This is a genomic window from Streptomyces sp. ISL-10, from assembly GCF_018614575.1.
Taxonomy (GTDB): domain Bacteria; phylum Actinomycetota; class Actinomycetes; order Streptomycetales; family Streptomycetaceae; genus Streptomyces.
In genome coordinates this window covers 44,929-64,267 of the sequence record NZ_JAGGOJ010000028.1, presented here as the reverse complement: position 1 = coordinate 64,267, position 19,339 = coordinate 44,929, and the positions used below count along the sequence as shown (strand labels likewise).

Below are 19,339 nucleotides of genomic sequence, written 5' to 3'. Positions count from 1 at the left end.
ATTGACGGTGATTAAGTGTCCCTCACGCATCTGCATGATCGCGAAAGGGGCTGGTGCGGGGTGGTGCCGAAGGTCAGTACGTGGCAGCTCACAGTGGGTGCCGCCGTTGCCGGCCTCGCCCTCGCCGCCGGGGTTGTGACCGCGGCGGGCCCCTGGGACTCGGGCCAGCGTAAGGCCGAGAGGCAGTGGGCGGTGGCCCACGGCCCCTTGGGTGGCGTACATCACGAGCGCCCGGTACCGGGGCGCCCGGCCCCCGCGCCCAGCGCCCCCGCCGTGCTCGCCGCTCTCGGCGGCCCGCGGACCGCGTCCGTCAACGCCCCCGCGACCGCACCGGCCGACCTCGCCGAGACGCTCGGACCGCTGCTGGCGGACTCCGGCCTCGGCCCGGCGCCCACCGCGTGCGTCATCGACCTCGCCACGGGGGAGCGGCTGTACGGGAAGGGGGCGACGACGCCGATGACCCCCGCCTCCACCGTGAAGATAGCCACGGCGGCCGCTGCCCTGGCCGCCCTCGGACCCGAGCACCGCATCCCCACCACGGTCGTCGCGACCGCCGAGGCGAAGGAGATCACCCTGGTGGGCGGCGGCGACGCCACCCTCGACCGGGCCGGCCTGGCCCGGCTCGCCGAGCGCACGGTCCGCGCCCTGCGAGACCGGGGCGCCGACTCCATACGCCTGACCCACGACACCTCGCTCTACGCCGGGCCCCTGCTGCACCCCATCGGCCCCAACGACAACATCGCCCCGGTCAGCGCCCTGATGGTCGACCAGGGACGGAACGACCCCGGGAGCACCGGCGACGCGGTCCGCACCGCCGACCCGGCGGGCGAGGCCGCCCGCGTCTTCGCGACGATGCTCGAGGAACGGGGCATACGTGTCACCGACACCCCCCGCCCCGGCCGGGCGGCAGCCCGCGCCGTCCCGCTCGCCCAGGTCCTCTCCGCACCTCTGTCGGCGGTCGTCGAGCGGATGCTGACCAGCAGCGACAACGACATCGCCGAGTCGCTCGCCCGTCAGACCGCCGTCGCCACCGGCGCCAAGGCGGACTTCGCCGGTGCCGGCCGGGCCGTGACCGCGCAGCTGCGCCGGCTGCAGGTGCCGCTGACCGGGGTCCGGATCGCCGACGGCAGCGGCCTCAGCAGGCAGGACAAGGTCTCCGCCGCCCTCCTGACCACCCTGCTCGCCCGTTCCGCGGACCCGGCCCACCCCGAGCTGCGCCCCGTCCTCACCGGCCTGCCCGTCGCGGGCTTCACCGGCACCCTGGAAAGCCGCTACGAGCCCTCCTCGGCGGGCTCGGGCCTTGTACGCGCCAAGACCGGCACGCTCACGGGCGTGAACGCGCTCGCCGGCACCGTCGTCGCCCCGGGCGGCCGACTTCTCGGCTTCGCCTTCCTCGCCGGCGGCACCCCCTCCCCGGGCGCGGCACAGCCCGCCCTCGACCGCCTGGCGGCGGCGCTCGCCGAGTGAACGGCCGGGCCCCGGCGACCGCGCTCCCGGCCGGGCCCCGCCTGCCGACACCTCTACGCCCGCGCGGTGGAGAACGTACGGTTGACGCATGACGAGCATCGGTGGTGCCGAGATGGTCGACTGGAACCTCGCCGTGGCGACCGCGACCCGCTTCGTGCGGCCCGGTCCCGACGTCAGCCGGGACGAGGCGCGAGCCGTCGTCGCCGAGCTGCGCCGGCACGCCAAGGCGTCCGAGGAGCATGTGCGCGGCTTCACCCGGCTGATCCCGGCCGGCTCCCGGCCGCAGGACACCCCGGTCCTCGTCGTGGACCGGGCGGGCTGGATCAAGGCGAACGTCGCGGGCTTCCGCGAGCTGCTGCGCCCCCTGCTGGAGAAGATGCAGGAACGCCGCTCCGGCACCCCGGGCGGCGCGGTGCTCGGCGCGGTCGGCGGCAAGGTGACCGGCGTGGAGCTCGGGATGCTGCTGTCGTTCCTGGCCTCGCGGGTCCTCGGGCAGTACGAGACCTTCGCCCCCGCCACCCGCGACCTGCCGGCCGGTGACCCGGCCGATCCCGACGGCAACGGCGGCGGCAGGCTCCTCCTCGTCGCCCCCAACATCGTCCACGTCGAGCGCGAACTCGAGGTCGACCCGCACGACTTCCGGCTGTGGGTCTGTCTCCACGAGGAGACCCACCGCACCCAGTTCACCGGGGTGCCGTGGCTGCGTGATCATCTCGAGGGCGAGATCCAGTCATTTCTGGAGGAGACCGAGGTCGACCCCATGACCGTTCTCGAACGGTTCCGGGAGGCCGCGCAGTCCCTCGTCGGGGCCCGCCCCGAGGGCGAGGAGGACGAGGGCGGCCACTCCATCGTCGAACTGGTCCAGACGCCCGCCCAGCGCGAGATCCTCGGCCGGCTGACCGCCGTCATGTCCCTGCTGGAGGGCCACGCGGATTACGTGATGGACGGTGTCGGACCCGACGTGGTGCCCTCCGTGGCCGAGATCCGCGAGAAGTTCCAGCAGCGCAGGGCCCGTGGGGCGAGCCGCCTCGACCTCGCCCTGCGCAAGCTGCTCGGCCTGGACGCCAAGCTGCGGCAGTACCGCGACGGCGAGCGCTTCGTGCGGTCCGTCGTGGAGCAGGTGGGCATGGACGGCTTCAACCGGGTCTGGACGTCCCCCAACACGCTCCCGACCAAGGCGGAGATCGCCAAACCGGCGGACTGGGTCGCACGGGTGCACCGCAAGGCCGAGGGTGCACCGTAGAGCAGAGTCGTGAACGACAGGCCCGCGACGGCGGAAGAGCGCCCCTTCCATCACCCATCCGAGGGACCGTGGACGGTGGCAAGGCGTGCAATGCTCGGCTATTGGCTCGGTTCTGTCACCATCGACGCACTCTGAGTGACTGATCTCCCGTCGCTCTCGTTCCCATCCGACCGAGCCACCCCCTCCCGAACTTCACGAAGGGCACCGGACATGGGTCCCCATCCTGCGGTCGCGGCGATACGCCTGGCGGTCCGCCGCGTACTCCACGAAGTCATCACCCAGCACGCCGAAATCGACGAGCGCACCGGCGCCGCCCGAGCCGCCACCCGCGCCACGCGCGAGCGCCCGCTCGTTCTCGTCGCCTGCTCCGGCGGCGCCGACTCCATGGCGCTGGCCTCCGCCCTCGCCTTCGAGGCCCCCAAACTTTCCGTCCGCGCCGGCGGCATCACCGTCGACCACGGCCTCCAGGACGGTTCCGCGCAGCGCGCCGCCGAAGTGGCCGCCCGCCTCACCGCCCTGGAGCTCGACCCCGTCGAGGCCGTCAGCGTGCGGGTCGGCCGCGAGGGAGGGCCCGAGGCCGCCGCCCGCGACGCCCGCTACGCCGCACTCGACGAGGCCGCGCAGCGCCTCGGTGCCGCGGCCGTGCTGCTCGGTCACACCCGCGACGACCAGGCCGAAACCGTTTTGCTCGGTCTCGCCCGCGGCTCCGGCATCCGCTCCCTGTCCGGTATGGCCGCCGTCTCGGGGGCGGCCGGCCGCTACCGCCGCCCCTTCCTCCAGATCGACCGCCAGACCGCCCGCAAGGCGTGCATGGTCCAGTCGCTGCCCGTCTGGGACGACCCGCACAACGAGGACCCCGCCTACACCCGCTCCCGGCTGCGCCACGAGGGCCTGCCGGCCCTGGAGAAGGCGCTCGGCAAGGGAGTCGTCGAGGCCCTCGCCCGTACCGCCCAGCTCTCCCGCGACGACGCCGACGCCCTCGACAGCTGGGCCGCCGACGCGGCCGCCCGCGTACGGGACGAGACCGGCGGCCTGGAGTGCACCAAGCTGTTCGCCCTGCCGCCCGCCGTACGGCGCCGGGTGCTGCGCCGGGCCGTCATCGAGGCGGGCGCACCCGCCGGATCCGTGTTCGCCCGGCACGTCGAAGAGGTCGACCGGCTGATCACCGGCTGGCGCGGCCAGCGGGCCATCAATCTGCCCGGCCGGGTTCAGGCGCGTCGGCAGGGTGGCAGACTGGTCATTCGGCAAGGCTGAACCGCCGAGACAGAAAGCGACGCGGGTGAACGAGAAGGACATGGGCAGCGACCTTCAGTCGGTGCTCATCACCAAGGAAGAGATCGACGCCAAGCTCGAAGAGCTTGCCGCGAAGATCGACGCGGAGTACGCGGGCAAGGACCTGCTCATCGTCGGTGTCCTCAAGGGCGCCGTGATGGTGATGGCGGACCTGGCGCGTGCGCTCGCCACCCCCGTCACGATGGACTGGATGGCCGTGTCCTCGTACGGCGCGGGCACGCAGTCGTCCGGCGTCGTCCGGATCCTCAAGGACCTGGACACCGACATCAAGGGCAAGCACGTCCTGATCGTCGAAGACATCATCGACTCGGGCCTGACCCTGTCGTGGCTGCTGACCAACCTCGGTTCGCGCGAGCCGGCCTCCCTGGAGGTCTGCACGCTGCTGAGGAAGCCGGACGCCGCGAAGGTCGCGATCGACGTGAAGTGGATCGGCTTCGACATCCCGAACGAGTTCGTCGTCGGATACGGCCTGGACTACGCGGAGAAGTACCGCAACCTCCCCTTCGTCGGCACGCTCGCGCCGCACGTCTACGGGGGCTGAGGCACCGGTGCGCCCAGGGGGAACCCAGACCGCCTTTCCGCCGTTGGAGCAAGGGAAGGCGGTCCCCGGTGGCCATGCTGAGGTACCGTCCGAAGAACAGTTGTCTTTTCCCATAGCAGTCTCATAGCAAGTCCCACAGCAGCATTAACCTACGGGCAGGAGGGACGGAGCGGGTTCGCTCCGTATGGATGGACGTGAAGCGATACTTCCGTGGGCCGGTCATGTGGATCGTGCTGGCCGTCCTCGCCGTGGTCGTGCTGATGCAGGTTGTCGGCTCGTCCGGCGGCTACAAGACGGTGGACACCGGCAAGGTTGTCCAGGCGATCGACAAGAACCAGGTCAAACAGGCAAAGCTGACCACTGGCGACGAGCAGATCATCAAGATCGAGCTCAACAAGGGCCTGAAGGTCGACGGCGGCACCAAGGTGCAGGCCAGCTACATCGGCACCCAGGGCGCCGATCTGGCCGACAAGCTGCAGGAGAAGTTCGAGGCCGGTGAGATCGAGAAGGGCTACACGGTCTCGCCGTCGAAGCAGAGCCCGTTCGTCTCGGTCCTGCTCTCGCTCCTGCCCTTCGTCCTGATCGTCGTGGTCTTCCTCTTCCTGATGAACCAGATGCAGGGCGGCGGCTCCCGAGTCATGAACTTCGGGAAGTCCAAGGCCAAGCTCATCACCAAGGACACCCCCAAGACGACCTTCGCCGATGTGGCCGGGTCCGATGAGGCGGTCGAGGAGCTCCACGAGATCAAGGAGTTCCTCCAGGAGCCCGCCAAGTTCCAGGCCGTCGGCGCCAAGATCCCCAAGGGTGTGCTGCTCTACGGCCCGCCCGGCACCGGCAAGACGCTGCTCGCGCGTGCCGTCGCGGGCGAGGCGGGTGTCCCCTTCTACTCGATCTCCGGTTCCGACTTCGTCGAGATGTTCGTCGGTGTCGGTGCCTCCCGTGTCCGTGACCTGTTCGAGCAGGCCAAGGCGAACGCCCCGGCGATCGTCTTCGTGGACGAGATCGACGCCGTCGGCAGGCACCGCGGCGCGGGTCTCGGCGGCGGCCACGACGAGCGCGAGCAGACGCTGAACCAGCTGCTCGTCGAGATGGACGGCTTCGACGTGAAGGGCGGCGTCATCCTGATCGCCGCGACCAACCGGCCCGACATCCTCGACCCGGCGCTGCTGCGCCCCGGCCGCTTCGACCGGCAGATCGCCGTCGACCGTCCGGACATGCAGGGCCGTCTGGAGATCCTCAAGGTCCACCAGAAGGGCAAGCCGGTCGCCCCGGACGTCGATCTGGGCGCCGTCGCCCGGCGTACGCCCGGCTTCACCGGTGCCGATCTCTCCAACGTCCTGAACGAGGCGGCGCTCCTGACCGCCCGCAGCGACAAGAAGCTGATCGACAACCACTCCCTGGACGAGGCGATCGACCGCGTCGTGGCGGGCCCGCAGAAGCGGACCCGGATCATGTCCGACAAGGAGAAGAAGATCACCGCGTACCACGAGGGCGGACACGCCCTGGTCGCGGCGGCCTCACCGAACTCCGACCCGGTCCACAAGATCACGATCCTGTCCCGCGGCCGGGCCCTCGGTTACACGATGGTGCTCCCGGAGGAGGACAAGTACTCCACCACGCGCAACGAGATGCTCGACCAGCTGGCCTACATGCTGGGCGGCCGGGCTGCCGAGGAGCTCGTCTTCCACGACCCGACCACGGGCGCGGCGAACGACATCGAGAAGGCGACGGCCACGGCCCGCGCGATGGTCACGCAGTACGGCATGACCGAGCGGCTCGGCGCGATCAAGTTCGGCGGCGACAACACCGAGCCCTTCCTGGGCCGGGAGATGGCGCACCAGCGCGACTACTCGGAAGAGGTCGCGGCGCTCGTCGACGAAGAGGTCAAGAAGCTCATCGAGACCGCGCACAACGAGGCCTGGGAGATCCTTGTCGAGAACCGCGACGTCCTCGACAACCTGGTCCTGAAGCTGCTGGAGAAGGAGACCCTCGGCAAGGAGGAGATCGCGGAGATCTTCGCCCCGATCGTGAAGCGCCCGGCCCGCCCGGCGTGGACCGGTTCCTCCCGCCGTACGCCCTCCACCCGCCCGCCGGTGCTCTCCCCCAAGGAGCTCGCACTGACCAACGGTGCGAACGGCAGCTCGCCGACGGTGGCAGACGTCACCAAGGTGGCTCCGAGCGAGACCGTCGAGGCGGTCCCCGAGGAGCGCCCCGAGGCCTGACCTCGGCCTTCGGCTCCCGCCCCGGAATGAATGCCGCGTCCCCCAGGTTTTAGCCTGGGGGACGCGGCATTTCCGTATGCCCGCGGCCCGAGCAACAGGAACGAGGCACAGATGACCGACCCGGTGACGCTGGACGGCGAGCGTTCGATCGCCGAGTTCGACGAGAAGCGGGCGGAGAACGCCGTACGCGAGCTGCTGCTGGCGGTGGGCGAGGACCCGGACCGCGAGGGCCTGCGCGAGACGCCCGCGCGGGTGGCGCGGGCTTACAAGGAGCTTCTGTCCGGCATGCGGCAGGAACCGGAGGAGGTCCTGACCACCACCTTCGACCTGGGCCACGACGAGATGATCCTGGTCAAGGACATCGAGCTGGTCAGCTTCTGCGAGCACCACCTGCTGCCCTTCCACGGCGTGGCACATGTGGGGTACATCCCTGCGGAGACCGGAAAGATCACCGGACTGTCGAAGCTGGCCCGGCTGGTCGACGTCTACGCCCGCCGGCCCCAGGTGCAGGAGCGGCTCACCACGCAGATCGCCGATTCCCTCATGCGGATTCTCGAAGCCCGGGGCGCGATCGTCGTGATCGAGGCCGAGCACATGTGCATGTCCGTCCGGGGCATCCGCAAGCCCGGGGCCAAGACGACGACCTCGGCTGTACGGGGCCAGCTGCGCGACTCCACGACGCGTGCCGAGGCGATGAGCCTGATCCTGGCGCGCTAGGGCCTCTCGTTCGGATCGCGCCGGGCTCGTTTCCGGCCACGCTCCCCCACGGTCCTCGGGCGTGGGAGGGGTCCACCCCCGTAGCCCTGCGGGCACGGGAGGTGCCTTCAGCCCCGGGCCCTCCCCCTGCACCCTGCGGCGTGGGGGACCGCCACTCACTGATCCGGCCGGATCCCCGGGAGGCCCTCGCCGGATCGCCGATCCTGGCGGTCGGGGAGGTCGCGCGCGGCACGCTGCTGTGAGCCGGACCCGGGCGGTGTGCTTCTCAGACCGCGCGGGCCGCCTGGTCGTTGTTGTCGTCCCCGTCCTCGGGGAGCTTGCAGACGCGCTCCAGGAACATCGCGGCCGCGATCACGGCGATGCCCGCGACGACCGAGAACCCGGCGTAGATGGCCTGGTCCCGGCGGGCGGGGACGTCGAGCGAGCCGAGCAGGAACACGCCCGTGCCGCCGTACATGCCGCTCACCAGCGCCGCGACCAGCGCGCTCGCCTGGCCGAAGACGACGGCGCGCGCCGCCATCAGCGGCTCGACGCCCTTGGCGCCTGGGCGGCGCTCGCGCTGCGCCTTCAGCCGGGCCCGCAGCGACAGCGCGGTGGCGGCGAGGATCGCGGCGATCGCCGCGAGGACGATGGGCGCGGCCAGCGGCACGCTCGGAAGCGTGCCCAGCGAATCCCACAGGCGCGCACCGCCCCAGGACAGGACTCCCGCCGCGGCGAAGAGTCCGGCCAGCACACCGAGCCGTAGTTGCTTCACCGCTGGGAGCCGCCCTTCAGCTGTCGTGTCGTACGGGCACCCCGTACGTATCGTCGTGCGCGGGACGCCCTCGTGCGGAACGTCCCGTACGAGCCTAACGACTACTCGGGCAGCCGCAGTTCCAGGTCGGTGCGGGGCTGGACGCCGCCGGCGCCGACGCCGGCGAGCAGCTCGGCGACGGGGCCCACGCCCGGGAGCTGGGCCTCGGGCTGGACGTCGTGCCAGGGGGCGAGGACAAAGGCGCGCTCGTGGGCGCGCGGGTGGGGGAGGGTGAGCACCGGGTCGTCGGAGACGACGTCCGCGTACGCCACGATGTCGACGTCGATCGTGCGCGGGCCCCAGCGCTCCGCGCGGACACGGTCGAACGCCTCCTCGATTGCCTGGCCGCGCTCCAGGAGCGAGGACGGCGGCAGGGTCGTCTTCACCACGACCACCGCGTTGAAGTAGGAGGGCTGGCTGCCGGGCTCGACACCCCACGGCTCCGTCTCGTACACCGGGGAGACCGCCTTGACCCGAACGCCCGGTGTGTCCTCGAGGGCGTCGATCGCGCCCTGCAGGGTCTCCAGGCGGTTGCCCAGGTTGGAGCCGAGCGAGATCACCGCCTGTTTCGGATTCGACAGCGTGATGTCGGCGGCGTCCACCTGCGCCACCACGGAGGTGGGCACCGGCTGCACGGTCGGGTCGCTCGCGGCCTGGTTCATACTCGGCTCCGGGTGATCGTGATGGTCACGTCGTCGAAGGGCACCGTGATCGGGGCGTCCGGCTTGTGCACCACCACCTCGACCTCCTCGACGCCGTCGTGCTTGAGGCACCGCTGGGCGATGCGCTCGGCCAGCGTCTCGATCAGGTCGACGGGGTCGCCTTCGACGATCGCGACGACCTCCTCCGCCACCACGCCGTAGTGCACGGTCTTCGCCAGGTCGTCGGACGCCGCCGCCGGGCGGGTGTCCAGGCCGAGCACCAGGTCGATGATGAAGGTCTGGCCCTCCTCCCGCTCCCGGGGAAAGACGCCATGGTGCCCGCGGGCCTTGAGGCCGCGCAGCGCGACACGATCCACGCGAATCACTCCTGCTTTCTTTACTGGCGGATGCGGGCACCCGGCCACGTGCGGGTGGCGCGGTACCCGCCATCGAATCTACCTGCGAGCACCGACACGACGTGCCCACGGGGGCCCTGGGGAACGGCGCGGAGCTGGGGTAGCCGCGTATACCCGGGGGAGGCAGACATGAACCTCCTTCAGGGCGCTTACCCACTTACGAGGGGCTGTCCTCGTCCTCTTCGTCCTCGGTTTCCGTCAGTACGGGGGAACCGTGATGTGACCAGATCTTCCAACCGTCGGATGTGCGGCGGAACACATTCGTGGCGACGACCAGCTGGCCGACGAGCGGGCCGAGCTCGCCCGCCGCCTCGGCGGGGCCGCCGCTGAGGATGTTCTCGGTGCAGGTGACGAGCGCCGTGTCACCGGCCACGCTCACCTTCACATCGGTGAGGAAGAACTGGATGTACTCCGTGTTCGCCATGATCAGCGCGTACGACCGCAGGACCTCGCCGCGGCCGGAGAGTACGGGCCAGCCGGGGTGGACGCAGGAGATCTCGTCGTTCAGCCAGAGCGCGGACAGCAGCTCGAAGTCGCCCCGTTCCATCGCCTCGTAGAAGGCGGTGTTGGCCTTCTCGACCAGTTCGATGTCGGTGGAGGTCACCGGGCACCCTCGACGGCGCGGGCGACGCGCACGGCGTCGGCCGTGGCCCGCACCTCATGAACGCGTACGGCCCACGCGCCCTCGTGGGCGGCGATGGCCGAGACGGCGGCGGTGGCCGCGTCGCGTTCCCTGGCCGGCGGTGCGGCGCCCTCCTTGGCGAGCACCCGGCCGAGGAACCGCTTGCGGGAGGCGGCGACCAGGACCGGACGGCCGAGCGCACGCAGCTCTTCGAGGTGGGCGACGAGCGCGAGGTCGTGCTCGGCCGTCTTGGCGAAGCCGAGGCCCGGGTCGATCACGATGCGCTCGGGCGCGATGCCGCCCGCGACGACGGCCTCCATGCGCTCACGCAGCTCCGAGACGACCTCGGCGACGACGTCGCCGTACACCGCGCGGCTGTTCATGTCCTCGCTGAACCCGCGCCAGTGCATGACGACGAACGGGGCGCCGCAGTCGGCGACGGCCGGGACCATACGAGGGTCGGCGAGACCGCCGCTGACGTCGTTGACCAGGCCGGCTCCGGCGGCGATCGCCTGCTCGGCGACCGATGCGCGCATGGTGTCGACGGAGACGACCACGCCCTCTGCGGCGAGTCCGCGGACGACCGGGACGACCCGGCGCAGCTCCTCGGCCTCGTCGACCCTGGTCGCTCCCGGTCTCGTGGACTCGCCGCCGACGTCTACGAGGTCGGCGCCCTGGGCTACCAGATCCAGGCCGCGCTTGATCGCGGCCGTGGTGTCGAACCACTGGCCTCCGTCGGAGAAGGAGTCGGGCGTCACATTGACGACACCCATGACCGCACAGCGATCCCACTCCGGCAGGCCGCTGGCCGTGCCCCGTCCACGCAACGTACTCATGTGGCCAGCCTAGGGCCTGCCGTTCTTGGCCGGGCCCGAGCGGTGGGGCTCTGTCGGTGGCCGGGCGGCGGTGTCCGCGGGCGGCGGGTGTCAGGCCGCGTGCGCCTCGTGGTGTTCGGCGGGGCGGGGGAAGTGGGCGCAGGGGCGCGGGGCGGGCGCCGTGCGTCGGCGGGCGAACGGGCGGGGCAGCGAGAGGTTCACAAACCCTTCCGCCTGCATGGCGGCGAAGCCGATGCGGGGCAGGTCACGGGTGTTGCGGAAGACGACGAAGCGCGGCTCCCAGCGCGGCCGGAACTTGGCGTTGAACTTGTACAGCGACTCGATCTGGAACCAGCGGGAGAGGAACACCAGAAGTCCGCGCCACAGCCGCAGCACCGGGCCGGCGCCGATCTTCTCGCCCCGGGCGAGCGCCGAACGGAACATCGCGAAGTTGAGGGAGACCCGCTCGACGCCGAGGGCGGGAGCGGCCTGGAGAGCCGCGACGATCAGCAGTTCGTTCATGCCGGGGTCGGCGGAGCGGTCGCGGCGCATCAGCTCCAGGGACATCCCGTCGTACCCCCAGGGCACGAAGTGGATGATCGCCTTCAAGTCGCCGTAGCCGCCGTGGTTCCCGTCGCCGCCGGGGGCGTGCTCGTCGGCCTTGTGCGCGGTGGCGATCACGGCGTCGCCGTCGGCGGGGTCGCCGATCCGGCCGAGGGCCATCGAGAAGCCGCGTTCGGTGTCGGTGCCGCGCCAGTCGGCCGCGGCCCGCCGGATCCGTTCCAGTTCGTCGGCGGTGAGGTCACGGGCGCGCCGTACGCGTGTCTCGTAGCCATTGCGCTCGATGCGCTTGACCATCTGACGTACGTTCCGCATCGCGCGCCCGGTCAGGGAGAAATCCGCGACGTCCACCACCGCCTCGTCCCCGAGTTCCAGGGCGTCGAGTCCCGTCTCGCGCGTCCAGACCTCGCCGCCGGTCTCCGAGCAGCCCATGACGGCCGGGGTCCAGGAGTGGGCCTTGGCCTCGTCCATGAAGCGCTCGATGGCACCGGGCCAGGCCTCGACGTCGCCGATCGGGTCGCCGCTGGCGAGCATCACGCCGGAGACGACGCGGTAGCAGACGGCGGCCTTGCCGCTGGGCGAGAACACGACACCCTTGTCGCGGCGGAGCGCGAAGTGGCCGAGCGAGTCGCGGCGGCCGTGCGCCGCTAGCAGGGCGCGCAGCCGGCGTTCGTCGTCGGCGGTGAGGCGGGCGGCGGGGTGCTCGGGCCGGAAGGCGAGGTAGATCGTGGTGACGGCGGTCAGCAGGCCGAGTGCGCCGAGCGAGTAGCCCACGGTCCAGGGGACGTTGCCGGTCCAGTCGACGGGTCCCTCGAAGCCGACCAGTCCGTACATGACGTGTTCGAGACGGTCGGTGAGGCCGGGATTGCCGATGATTCTGCCCGGGTGGGCGCTGACGATCACCAGTCCGAGGCTGAGCGAACCGGCGCTCAGCACAATGAAGTTGGCGAGTGCGCGCCAGCGGCTGCGGGGGTCGGGCAGGGCGGCGAACTCGCTCCGGTGCCGCAGCAGCAGCGCCAGCAGGCCGAGCGAGACGACGACCCCGAGGACGGAGTGGCGGTAGACGAACTGGGCCACGGCCCCCGCGGGCAGCAGGACCACCGCGGCCCGCCAGGCGCGCCGCTTGTGGCGCTTGATGCCGTGTGCGAGCAGGAGCAGCAGGACTCCGGTGCTGAGCGAGAGTGCGGCGGCGAACGGGCCGAGGGCGCCGGGCAGCACCTCGGCGAGGGTGTGCATCCGGCTGTGCCGGAACCGGGGGAAGACGCCGGCCGCGATGTCGATGAGGCCGACGAGGGTGCAGGCCGATCCGACGAGCGCGGGCACCGCCTCGGGGCGGGGCCCGCGCAGGACGCGACGTACCCGGATCATCACGCGACTCGTCTCCCCATTGGCCACCCGATTCGGAACCAATGCTGATTTGTCCCCATCTACCGTTGCAGACATCGCTTCCCGTGACTCCGCGAGAGATCCTGCGTCCGGGCCTCAGGTCGGTCGGCCCCGGACGATGTGCGCTCTCTAGGACGGCACTTACCGGAGGCGGGTTCATCCGCCACCGGGAAATTCTCGGCGAACCGGCCCCTGCCGGGCGCGGATCACCGACGCCGGACCGAAGCAGAAAGCGCATGAACCCATGGGTCTGACCAGCAACAAAGTCCTGGCCTTGGCCGTAGCGGCAGCGGTCCTGCTGTTCACCGCCACCGTGTGGCTGTGGCCCCGGCTGGCCCGCAGGGGGCCGCGGCCGGTGGCCGGGCGGATCGGACTGCTGCTCGCCACGCAGGTCACGCTGTTCGCCGCCGTCGCCCTCGCCGCCAACAACTCCTTCCTGTTCTACGGCTCCTGGGCCGACCTCTTCGGACAGGAACAGGAGACCGGTGTCGTTCAGGACCACTCGGCGGGCAGCAGCATCAAGGTCGTCGAGAAGCGCAGGCCCGATGTGCCGGGCGGCGCGCGGGCGGTGACCGGCGGGCAGATCCACAAGGTCGTCGTGGCCGGGGCGACGTCGGGGATCAACAGCCCCGCGTACGTCTACCTGCCGCCGGAGTACTTCCAGGAGAAGTACCGGCACAGAACCTTCCCGGCGGCCGTCGTGCTCACCGGTTACCCGGGCACGGCGGAGAACCTGCTCAAGGGCCTCAAGTACCCGTCCACGGCGCACAGGCTGGCTGGGGAAGGGCGGATACAGCCGATGGTCCTGGTGATGCTGCGGCCGACCGTCGCGCCGCCGAGGGACACCGAGTGCGTGGACGTGCCGGGCGGGCCCAAGGCCGAGACGTTCTTCGCGACGGACCTGCCGAAGGCGGTCTCGGAGACGTACCGGGTCGGCACGGCACCGCGGAACTGGGGGTTCATCGGCAACTCCACAGGCGGTTACTGCGCCTTGAAGATCGCGCTGCACCATCCGGGGCGGTTCGCGGCGGGGGCCGGTCTTTCCGCGTACTACAAGGCCGCCGAGGACCCGACGACGGGCGACCTCTTCCACGGCGACCAGCGGGCCCGGCAGCGGGCGGACCTGCTGTGGAGCCTGGACCATCTGCCGCAGGGCAGGTCGTCGTTCCTGGTCACGACGTCCCGGCAGGGCGAGGGCAACCTGAAGGGGACTCTGGCCTTCATCGAGAAGGTGAAGGCGCCCGCGCGGGTGTCGTCGATCGTGCTCGACAGCGGCGGGCACAACTTCAACACCTGGCGCCGGGAGATCCCGCCGGCCCTGGAGTGGCTGAGCAGCCGCCTCAGCGCGACGTGACGCGGCGCCGACGCGGCGCCCCCAGGGGGCTCCTCGCGCAGGCGTTGCGCCCAGCCGGCGTGGGGGAGGCGCGGGGTGTCGGCTGGGGGGCGGGCTGTCGGCGAGGGCGACGTAATTGCCTTGTGGGGGGCCTTGTGGGGTGAGCGGGGCGTCATGTCCAGCCGGGGAGCAGCACCGGGCCCGGCCTGCCCGGCCGTGGCGCAGCCCTCGCCGGTCGCCCGCCCTGCGGGCGACCGGGCACCAGGGGCGGACACGGTCCGCGCGGACGGACCGGACGCCACTCGCGTGGGCCGCGTCCAACCCGTTGGCGTGCCCCGGAGCCGCGTTCCCGCCCGGTGCGTGCCCGGCAACCGTCAGCCCTTGTCGGTGGAGACGGGTTTCGGCGCCGCGGCGATCGACTCCAGCGCGACATCCGCCCGCGCGATGTCCTGTGCGTCCGCGTCGATCGAGCGGCGCAGCGCCTCGTGCAGCCCGGCCGGGGTCAGCACGCCGAGGAATCGGCACGTCTCCTCCTTGTCGATCACCGCGATCCAGCCCGCGTCGTGCTGGAGCATCGTGGCGAACGCCTGCTTGAGCGAGGCGCCGACCGGCAGCCAGGCCTCCATGCGGCGGGCGTGCTCGCCCACCGAACCGCTGCGTCGCGCCTGCTCGGCGGAGATCCAGCCATGCAGATTGTCCTCCCCGTCGAGGACCACGGCCCAGCGCGCGCCGAGCTCGCGGGGCAGCGGGTCACCGAGGTGTACGACGGGCGGCTGCTCCAGATCGCCTTCCTCGATGGGGGTGACGGAGAGCCGCTTGAGCCCGCGGTCGGCGCCGACGAAGTCGGCCACGTAGTCGTTGGCGGGAGCGCCCAGCACGGTGGCGGGCGCGTCCAACTGCTCGATCCTGCCCTGGCCGTAGACGGCGATGCGGTCCCCGAGGCGCACGGCCTCCTCGATGTCGTGGGTGACGAACAGGACCGTTTTGCGCACCTGCGACTGCAACTTGAGGAACTCGTTCTGCAGGTGCTCGCGGACCACGGGATCGACCGCGCCGAACGGCTCGTCCATCAGCAGCACGGGCGGGTCGGCGGCGAGCGCGCGGGCGACGCCGACGCGCTGGCGCTGGCCGCCGGACAGCTGCTCGGGGTAGCGGTCGCCGTAGACGGCGGGGTCGAGTCCGACGAGGTCGAGCAGTTCGGCGGCGCGCGCCCGGGCCTTGGCACGGCCGGTGCCGAGGAGATGGGGAACGGTGGCCGTGTTGTCGAGGACGGTCCTGTGCGGAAACAGTCCGACCTGCTGGATCACATAGCCGATGCGGCGGCGCAGCGCGACGGGGTCGACGGCGGAGATGTCCTGTCCGTCCATGAAAATGCGGCCGCTGCTCGGCTCTATGAGGCGGTTGACCATCTTCATGGTGGTCGTCTTGCCGCAGCCCGAGGGGCCCACGAGCGTGACCAGTTCACCCTCGGCGACCTCGAAGGAGAGGTCGTCCACGGCGATGGTGCCATCCGCGTACCGCTTGCTGACACTGTCGAAACGGATCATGGCTCCCCATTGTGACGGCGCTTGTGTGAAAGCCATGTTGCTGCAATGTGCCGGTTCTCGGCGATTGTCAGTGGTCGGGGTTAGGGTCGTGACCGTTGATCGTCAGACTTGTGTTCGCCATCCGGGGGAGGTGGGGAGGGATGGGTACGGGACGGGCCACGAGCAGCTGCCTCGCGGCGAACGACTGGTTCTGTGCGGAGTATCTGCGCAGCCGCAGCACCGAGTTGACGGACGCGACGGTCCAGCACGTCTGGATCACCGTGGCGTCGGTAATGATCGGACTGGCGGTCGCTCTGCCTCTCGCGCTGCTCGTGCGCGCGCAGCCGCGGTTCGCGGGCCCGGTGCTCGGCCTGACGACCCTGCTCTACACGATCCCCTCGCTCGCGATGTTCTCGCTGCTGCTGCCCTTCTTCGGACTGTCCGCGGCCCTGGTCGTGACGGGCCTCGTGCTCTACTCCCTCACCATCCTCGTGCGGAACATCCTGGCCGGGCTCCAGGCGGTGCCCGCCGAGGTGCGCGAGGCCGCCCGAGGCATGGGGTACGGGCCGGCCCGCCTGCTGTGGGAGGTGGAGCTGCCCTTGGCGCTTCCCGCGCTGATGGCGGGTGTGCGCATAGCGACGGTCTCGACGATCGCGCTGACGACGGTCGGCGCCCTCGTCGGCAAGGGCGGCCTCGGCAACCTCATAGACGACGGCGTGCAGACGACCTTCAAGGCGCAGGTGCTGACCGCCTCCGTGCTGTGTGTGCTGCTGGCGGTGCTCGCGGACGTGGCTCTCCTCGGCGCCCAGCGGCTGCTCACCCCCTGGACGCGCATACGCACGGCGGAGGCGAAGGTCTGATGGGCGTGGTAGCCGATGCGTGGACGTGGCTCACCACCGGGTCGAACTGGCAGGGGGAAGGCGGTGCCTGGCACCGGCTGGGCGAGCATGTGTACGTCAGTGGTGCGGCGCTCGCGCTGGCCTGTGCGATCGCCCTGCCGATCGCTCTGTGGCTCGGGCACATCGGCAGGGGCGGGGCCCTCGCGGTCAACCTCTCCAACGCCGGCCGTGCGATCCCGGTCTTCGCCGTCCTCGCGCTGTTCATGCTCACGCCGCTGCGCAGCGCCGGCTATGTGCCGACGATCAGCGCGCTGGTCCTCTTCGCCGTCCCGCCGCTGCTGACGAACGCGTATGTGGGCATGCGGGAGGTGGACCGCGCGGTGGTCGAGGTCGCGCGGGGGATGGGCATGTCGGGCGGCCAGCTGTTCCTCCGCGTGGAGCTGCCCCTCGCCTATCCGCTGCTGATGACCGGGCTGCGGTCCGCCGCCGTCCAGGTGGTGGCCACGGCGACGATCGCGTCGATGGTGGGGCAGGGCGGGCTGGGCAGGATCATCACGGCCGGATTCAACACGTACAACACCCCGCAGGTCGTCGCGGGGGCGCTGCTCGCCGCCGGGCTCGCACTCCTGGTGGAGGGGCTGCTGGTCGCCGCCGACCGGCTGCTGAACCCGCTGCGCAAGGCCGCGGCGTCTGCGGGAGGCTGACGCGGTGCGCTGATGCCCCCCTTTGTTTCGGTATATCGGTCGCATGGACGGAGAACCTGATGTGCAAGACCTCACGCGTCGCGGGCGCGGTACTCGGTGTGGTGGCCCTCGTGGGTTCTCTGGCCGCGTGCGGCGGCGACAGCCTGGAGCAGGAGAAGGACGGCGGCGGCTCGGCGGCCGGGTCCGGTGAGAAGGGCACGCTCGTCGTCGGCGCTGCGGCCTTCACCGAGTCCAAGGTGCTCGCCGAGCTCTACGCCCAGCTGCTGGCCGACGCCGGATACAAGACGTCGGTCACCACGGTGAAGAACCGCGAGCTGTACGAACCGTCCCTGGAGAACGGCGAGATAGACGTCGTACCGGAATATGCCGCCACGGTCGCCGAATTCCTCAACGCCAAGGTGAACGGGCCGAAGGCACCCGAGGACGAGCCCGTCGCCTCCAGCGATGTCGCCGCCACCGTCGCCGCGCTCACCAAGCTCGCCGAACCGCGCGGACTGAAGGTGCTCGACGCGGGCGAGGCCGTCGACCAGAACGCGTTCGCGGTCTCCAGGGAATTCGCCGAGAAGAACAGCCTCAAGACGCTTTCCGATCTCGGGAAGTCGAAGCTGAAGGTGAAGATCGCGGCGGGTGACGAGTGCGAGATCAGGCCCTTCTGCGCCCCCGGTCTGAAGAAGACGTACGGCATCGAGGTCGCGGGCGTGGACCCCAAGGGCGTCGGGACGCCGCAGGCCAAGCAGGCGGTCAAGGACGGTGAGGACCAGCTCGTGCTGACCACCACCACCGATGCCACGCTGGAGAGCTTCGGACTTGTGCTGCTGGAGGACGACAAGAAGCTCCAGAACGCCGACAACGTCCTGCCCCTGGTCAATGCGCGGGACGCCGGGGGCAAGGAGATAGCCGAAGTCCTCGGCAAGCTCTCGGATGTGCTGACCACCGCGGATCTCACCGAGTTGAACCGCTCGGTGGACGCCGAGCGGGCGAAGCCGGAGGACGCCGCGAGGGACTATCTCCGTTCGAAGGGGCTGCTCGAGAAGTAGGGATGTTGCCGGCCCGGCGTTTTCGACCAGAGATTTGCCGGGCCGACACCCCACAAGACCTCTACGCGCGGTAAATTTCTGGCCATGCCACGTGGACGCCACCGCCATTCCCCGCCCCTGCACAAGCTGCTGCCACCTTCGGCCGTGGCCGGAGCGTCGGTACTGTGCGCTGCCGGCGCGTGGTTCGTCGGAAATGCCGTAGCTCTTCGCATCCTGGTGGCGGCAGCCGCTGCCGCCGCGGTCACCGGCGCTGTGCTCATGCGCAGTTGGGACCGCAGCGCGGGCCGCCGGGTCGCGGAGCTCAGCCGTGCGCGCGCCAGCGACCAGTGGAAGACCGAGGAGCGTATAGCGGAGCTCGAGGCGGACGTCGAGGAGTCGCGGGAGCTGCGCATGAAGCTCGACGCCAAGCTGCGCGTCAAGCGGGTGGAGCTCGCCGGACTGCGCGGGGAACACGCCGCCCTGCTGCGGCGGTACGCGAACGCGGAGACGGAGCGCGCCAGCGCCCTGGAGGGCCGCAGGCAACTCGCGATCGAGGCGGCCGCGCCGGCGAAGGCCCTGCTGCCGGCCGGTTCGACGCCGACCCCTTCGATGTATCTGCGGGCCGCCAAGGCGCTGGAGGACCTCTCGCGCAATGCCGCTGCCCAGGAGGCCAGGCGCACCGTCGAGGAGGCCCGCGCGCGGGATCTGGCCGAGCGGGCACGGGAGGCGGAGGAACCGCAGGGGAAGCACGCGGCGGGCGCCGGGGCCGGGCAGCACGCCCGTCCGGCGTCCGCCCTGCCCGCGCGCCGTCCCGTGCCCGCCGCCTCGTCGATCGTGCCCTACGGCGCCCAGCGTTCGCGCGCCAAGCGCCCCGAGGGCGGCTTCGACTTCTTCGGGACGGGCACCGGCACGGGCACCGGCACGGGCGCCGACGCGGGCACCGGCACGGGCGCCGACGCGGGCGCCGACGCGGGCGTCGACTCCGCGCGGGTCGCGCAGCAGGTCACACAGCCGGTACAGAAGGCGATCGAGGCCGCGCAGCAAGAGGACCTCGCCGACGTGGTGGGCGAAGAGGCCCTGGCGGCCGTGCGCGTGAAGGAGCCCCGCGCGGTCGGCAAGGTCATCGACCTGACCGCGCACGACGAGACGGAGCAACTGGACGTGGCCCAGCTGCGCGACGCGGTCTCGTAGGACGGCCGTCCGC

At 71.1% G+C, this 19,339-nt stretch carries 18 protein-coding genes; 11 read left to right on the top strand and 7 right to left on the bottom strand.

The features are described 5' to 3' along the window. Positions 1-63 precede the first annotated feature (63 nt). From dacB to folE, 6 genes are all read left to right on the top strand, one after another. Entirely contained in the window at positions 64-1,467 is a 1,404-nt protein-coding gene (gene dacB / locus J7E88_RS27980; protein ID WP_215186044.1) for a D-alanyl-D-alanine carboxypeptidase/D-alanyl-D-alanine-endopeptidase, read from the top strand. Positions 1,468-1,555: 88 nt separating this feature from the next. Continuing rightward, the gene (locus J7E88_RS27975; protein WP_215185923.1) at positions 1,556-2,710 is read left to right on the top strand and encodes a zinc-dependent metalloprotease; all 1,155 of its coding nucleotides are present in this window, start codon (positions 1,556-1,558) and stop codon (positions 2,708-2,710) included. A 210-nt stretch (positions 2,711-2,920) separates the two neighbouring features. Then, positions 2,921-3,964, top strand: a complete 1,044-nt coding sequence (gene tilS / locus J7E88_RS27970; RefSeq protein ID WP_215185922.1) for a tRNA lysidine(34) synthetase TilS — start codon at positions 2,921-2,923, stop codon at positions 3,962-3,964. Between the two features lie 40 nt (positions 3,965-4,004). Further along, on the top strand, positions 4,005-4,544 hold the full coding sequence (gene hpt, locus J7E88_RS27965; RefSeq protein ID WP_215186042.1) for a hypoxanthine phosphoribosyltransferase: 540 nt from the start codon (positions 4,005-4,007) through the stop codon (positions 4,542-4,544). Between the two features lie 188 nt (positions 4,545-4,732). Beyond that, positions 4,733-6,766, top strand: coding sequence for an ATP-dependent zinc metalloprotease FtsH (ftsH, locus tag J7E88_RS27960; RefSeq protein WP_215185920.1), 2,034 nt, complete (start codon positions 4,733-4,735; stop codon positions 6,764-6,766). 111 nt (positions 6,767-6,877) lie between these two features. After that, a complete protein-coding gene (gene folE / locus J7E88_RS27955; RefSeq protein ID WP_215185918.1) occupies positions 6,878-7,483 on the top strand; it encodes a GTP cyclohydrolase I FolE in 606 nt (201 codons plus the stop codon). Positions 7,484-7,748: 265 nt separating this feature from the next. Here folE and J7E88_RS27950 read toward each other — a convergent pair whose 3' ends face one another. From J7E88_RS27950 to J7E88_RS27925, 6 genes are all read right to left on the bottom strand, one after another. After that, the gene (locus J7E88_RS27950) at positions 7,749-8,237 is read right to left on the bottom strand and encodes a DUF3180 domain-containing protein (protein WP_215185916.1); all 489 of its coding nucleotides are present in this window, start codon (positions 8,235-8,237) and stop codon (positions 7,749-7,751) included. Positions 8,238-8,338: 101 nt separating this feature from the next. After that, complete coding sequence (gene folK, locus J7E88_RS27945) at positions 8,339-8,938, bottom strand: 2-amino-4-hydroxy-6-hydroxymethyldihydropteridine diphosphokinase (protein WP_215185914.1); 600 nt, start codon at positions 8,936-8,938, stop codon at positions 8,339-8,341. Beyond that, complete coding sequence (folB, locus tag J7E88_RS27940) at positions 8,935-9,294, bottom strand: dihydroneopterin aldolase (protein WP_215185912.1); 360 nt, start codon at positions 9,292-9,294, stop codon at positions 8,935-8,937. Before folB ends, folK begins: the two co-directional genes overlap by 4 nt. Before the next feature lie 196 nt (positions 9,295-9,490). Beyond that, positions 9,491-9,937, bottom strand: coding sequence for a nuclear transport factor 2 family protein (locus tag J7E88_RS27935; RefSeq protein WP_215185909.1), 447 nt, complete (start codon positions 9,935-9,937; stop codon positions 9,491-9,493). Then, positions 9,934-10,791 carry a dihydropteroate synthase gene (gene folP / locus J7E88_RS27930; protein ID WP_215185907.1) on the bottom strand — a complete coding sequence of 286 codons (858 nt, stop codon included), beginning with the start codon at positions 10,789-10,791 and terminating at the stop codon, positions 9,934-9,936. The genes J7E88_RS27935 and folP overlap by 4 nt, the downstream gene beginning before the upstream one ends. A 90-nt stretch (positions 10,792-10,881) precedes the next feature. Further along, positions 10,882-12,774: a phosphatidylglycerol lysyltransferase domain-containing protein gene (locus J7E88_RS27925; protein ID WP_215185905.1), complete on the bottom strand. Its 1,893-nt coding sequence runs from the start codon at positions 12,772-12,774 to the stop codon at positions 10,882-10,884. A 187-nt stretch (positions 12,775-12,961) separates the two neighbouring features. Between J7E88_RS27925 and J7E88_RS27920 the strand changes: the two genes are divergently transcribed. Then, positions 12,962-14,071, top strand: coding sequence for an esterase family protein (locus J7E88_RS27920; RefSeq protein WP_215185903.1), 1,110 nt, complete (start codon positions 12,962-12,964; stop codon positions 14,069-14,071). Between the two features lie 353 nt (positions 14,072-14,424). Here J7E88_RS27920 and J7E88_RS27915 read toward each other — a convergent pair whose 3' ends face one another. Beyond that, on the bottom strand, positions 14,425-15,597 hold the full coding sequence (locus J7E88_RS27915; protein WP_215185901.1) for an ABC transporter ATP-binding protein: 1,173 nt from the start codon (positions 15,595-15,597) through the stop codon (positions 14,425-14,427). A gap of 140 nt (positions 15,598-15,737) precedes the next feature. Here J7E88_RS27915 and J7E88_RS27910 point away from each other — a divergent pair, with 140 nt between their 5' ends. The 4 genes from J7E88_RS27910 to J7E88_RS27895 all read left to right on the top strand — a co-directional run bounded on the left by J7E88_RS27910 (position 15,738) and on the right by J7E88_RS27895 (position 19,326). Then, complete coding sequence (locus tag J7E88_RS27910; protein ID WP_215185899.1) at positions 15,738-16,436, top strand: ABC transporter permease; 699 nt, start codon at positions 15,738-15,740, stop codon at positions 16,434-16,436. Beyond that, complete coding sequence (locus J7E88_RS27905; RefSeq protein ID WP_215185897.1) at positions 16,436-17,119, top strand: ABC transporter permease; 684 nt, start codon at positions 16,436-16,438, stop codon at positions 17,117-17,119. The genes J7E88_RS27910 and J7E88_RS27905 overlap by 1 nt, the downstream gene beginning before the upstream one ends. A 59-nt stretch (positions 17,120-17,178) precedes the next feature. Further along, positions 17,179-18,156: an ABC transporter substrate-binding protein gene (locus J7E88_RS27900; protein WP_215185895.1), complete on the top strand. Its 978-nt coding sequence runs from the start codon at positions 17,179-17,181 to the stop codon at positions 18,154-18,156. An 84-nt stretch (positions 18,157-18,240) separates the two neighbouring features. Beyond that, positions 18,241-19,326, top strand: coding sequence for a hypothetical protein (locus J7E88_RS27895; RefSeq protein WP_215185893.1), 1,086 nt, complete (start codon positions 18,241-18,243; stop codon positions 19,324-19,326). The last annotated feature ends 13 nt before the right edge of the window (positions 19,327-19,339 follow it).

Coding starts and splice junctions, on each gene's coding strand:
- J7E88_RS27925 (WP_215185905.1), bottom strand. CDS start 12,774: ATGTCTGCAACGGTAGATGGGGACAAATCAGCATTGGTTCCGAATCGG.
- J7E88_RS27895 (WP_215185893.1), top strand. CDS start 18,241: ATGCCACGTGGACGCCACCGCCATTCCCCGCCCCTGCACAAGCTGCTG.
- J7E88_RS27910 (WP_215185899.1), top strand. CDS start 15,738: ATGGGTACGGGACGGGCCACGAGCAGCTGCCTCGCGGCGAACGACTGG.
- hpt (WP_215186042.1), top strand. CDS start 4,005: ATGGGCAGCGACCTTCAGTCGGTGCTCATCACCAAGGAAGAGATCGAC.
- folK (WP_215185914.1), bottom strand. CDS start 8,938: ATGAACCAGGCCGCGAGCGACCCGACCGTGCAGCCGGTGCCCACCTCC.
- J7E88_RS27920 (WP_215185903.1), top strand. CDS start 12,962: ATGGGTCTGACCAGCAACAAAGTCCTGGCCTTGGCCGTAGCGGCAGCG.
- folE (WP_215185918.1), top strand. CDS start 6,878: ATGACCGACCCGGTGACGCTGGACGGCGAGCGTTCGATCGCCGAGTTC.
- ftsH (WP_215185920.1), top strand. CDS start 4,733: ATGGACGTGAAGCGATACTTCCGTGGGCCGGTCATGTGGATCGTGCTG.
- J7E88_RS27900 (WP_215185895.1), top strand. CDS start 17,179: ATGTGCAAGACCTCACGCGTCGCGGGCGCGGTACTCGGTGTGGTGGCC.
- J7E88_RS27905 (WP_215185897.1), top strand. CDS start 16,436: ATGGGCGTGGTAGCCGATGCGTGGACGTGGCTCACCACCGGGTCGAAC.
- J7E88_RS27915 (WP_215185901.1), bottom strand. CDS start 15,597: ATGATCCGTTTCGACAGTGTCAGCAAGCGGTACGCGGATGGCACCATC.
- J7E88_RS27975 (WP_215185923.1), top strand. CDS start 1,556: ATGACGAGCATCGGTGGTGCCGAGATGGTCGACTGGAACCTCGCCGTG.
- folP (WP_215185907.1), bottom strand. CDS start 10,791: ATGAGTACGTTGCGTGGACGGGGCACGGCCAGCGGCCTGCCGGAGTGG.
- tilS (WP_215185922.1), top strand. CDS start 2,921: ATGGGTCCCCATCCTGCGGTCGCGGCGATACGCCTGGCGGTCCGCCGC.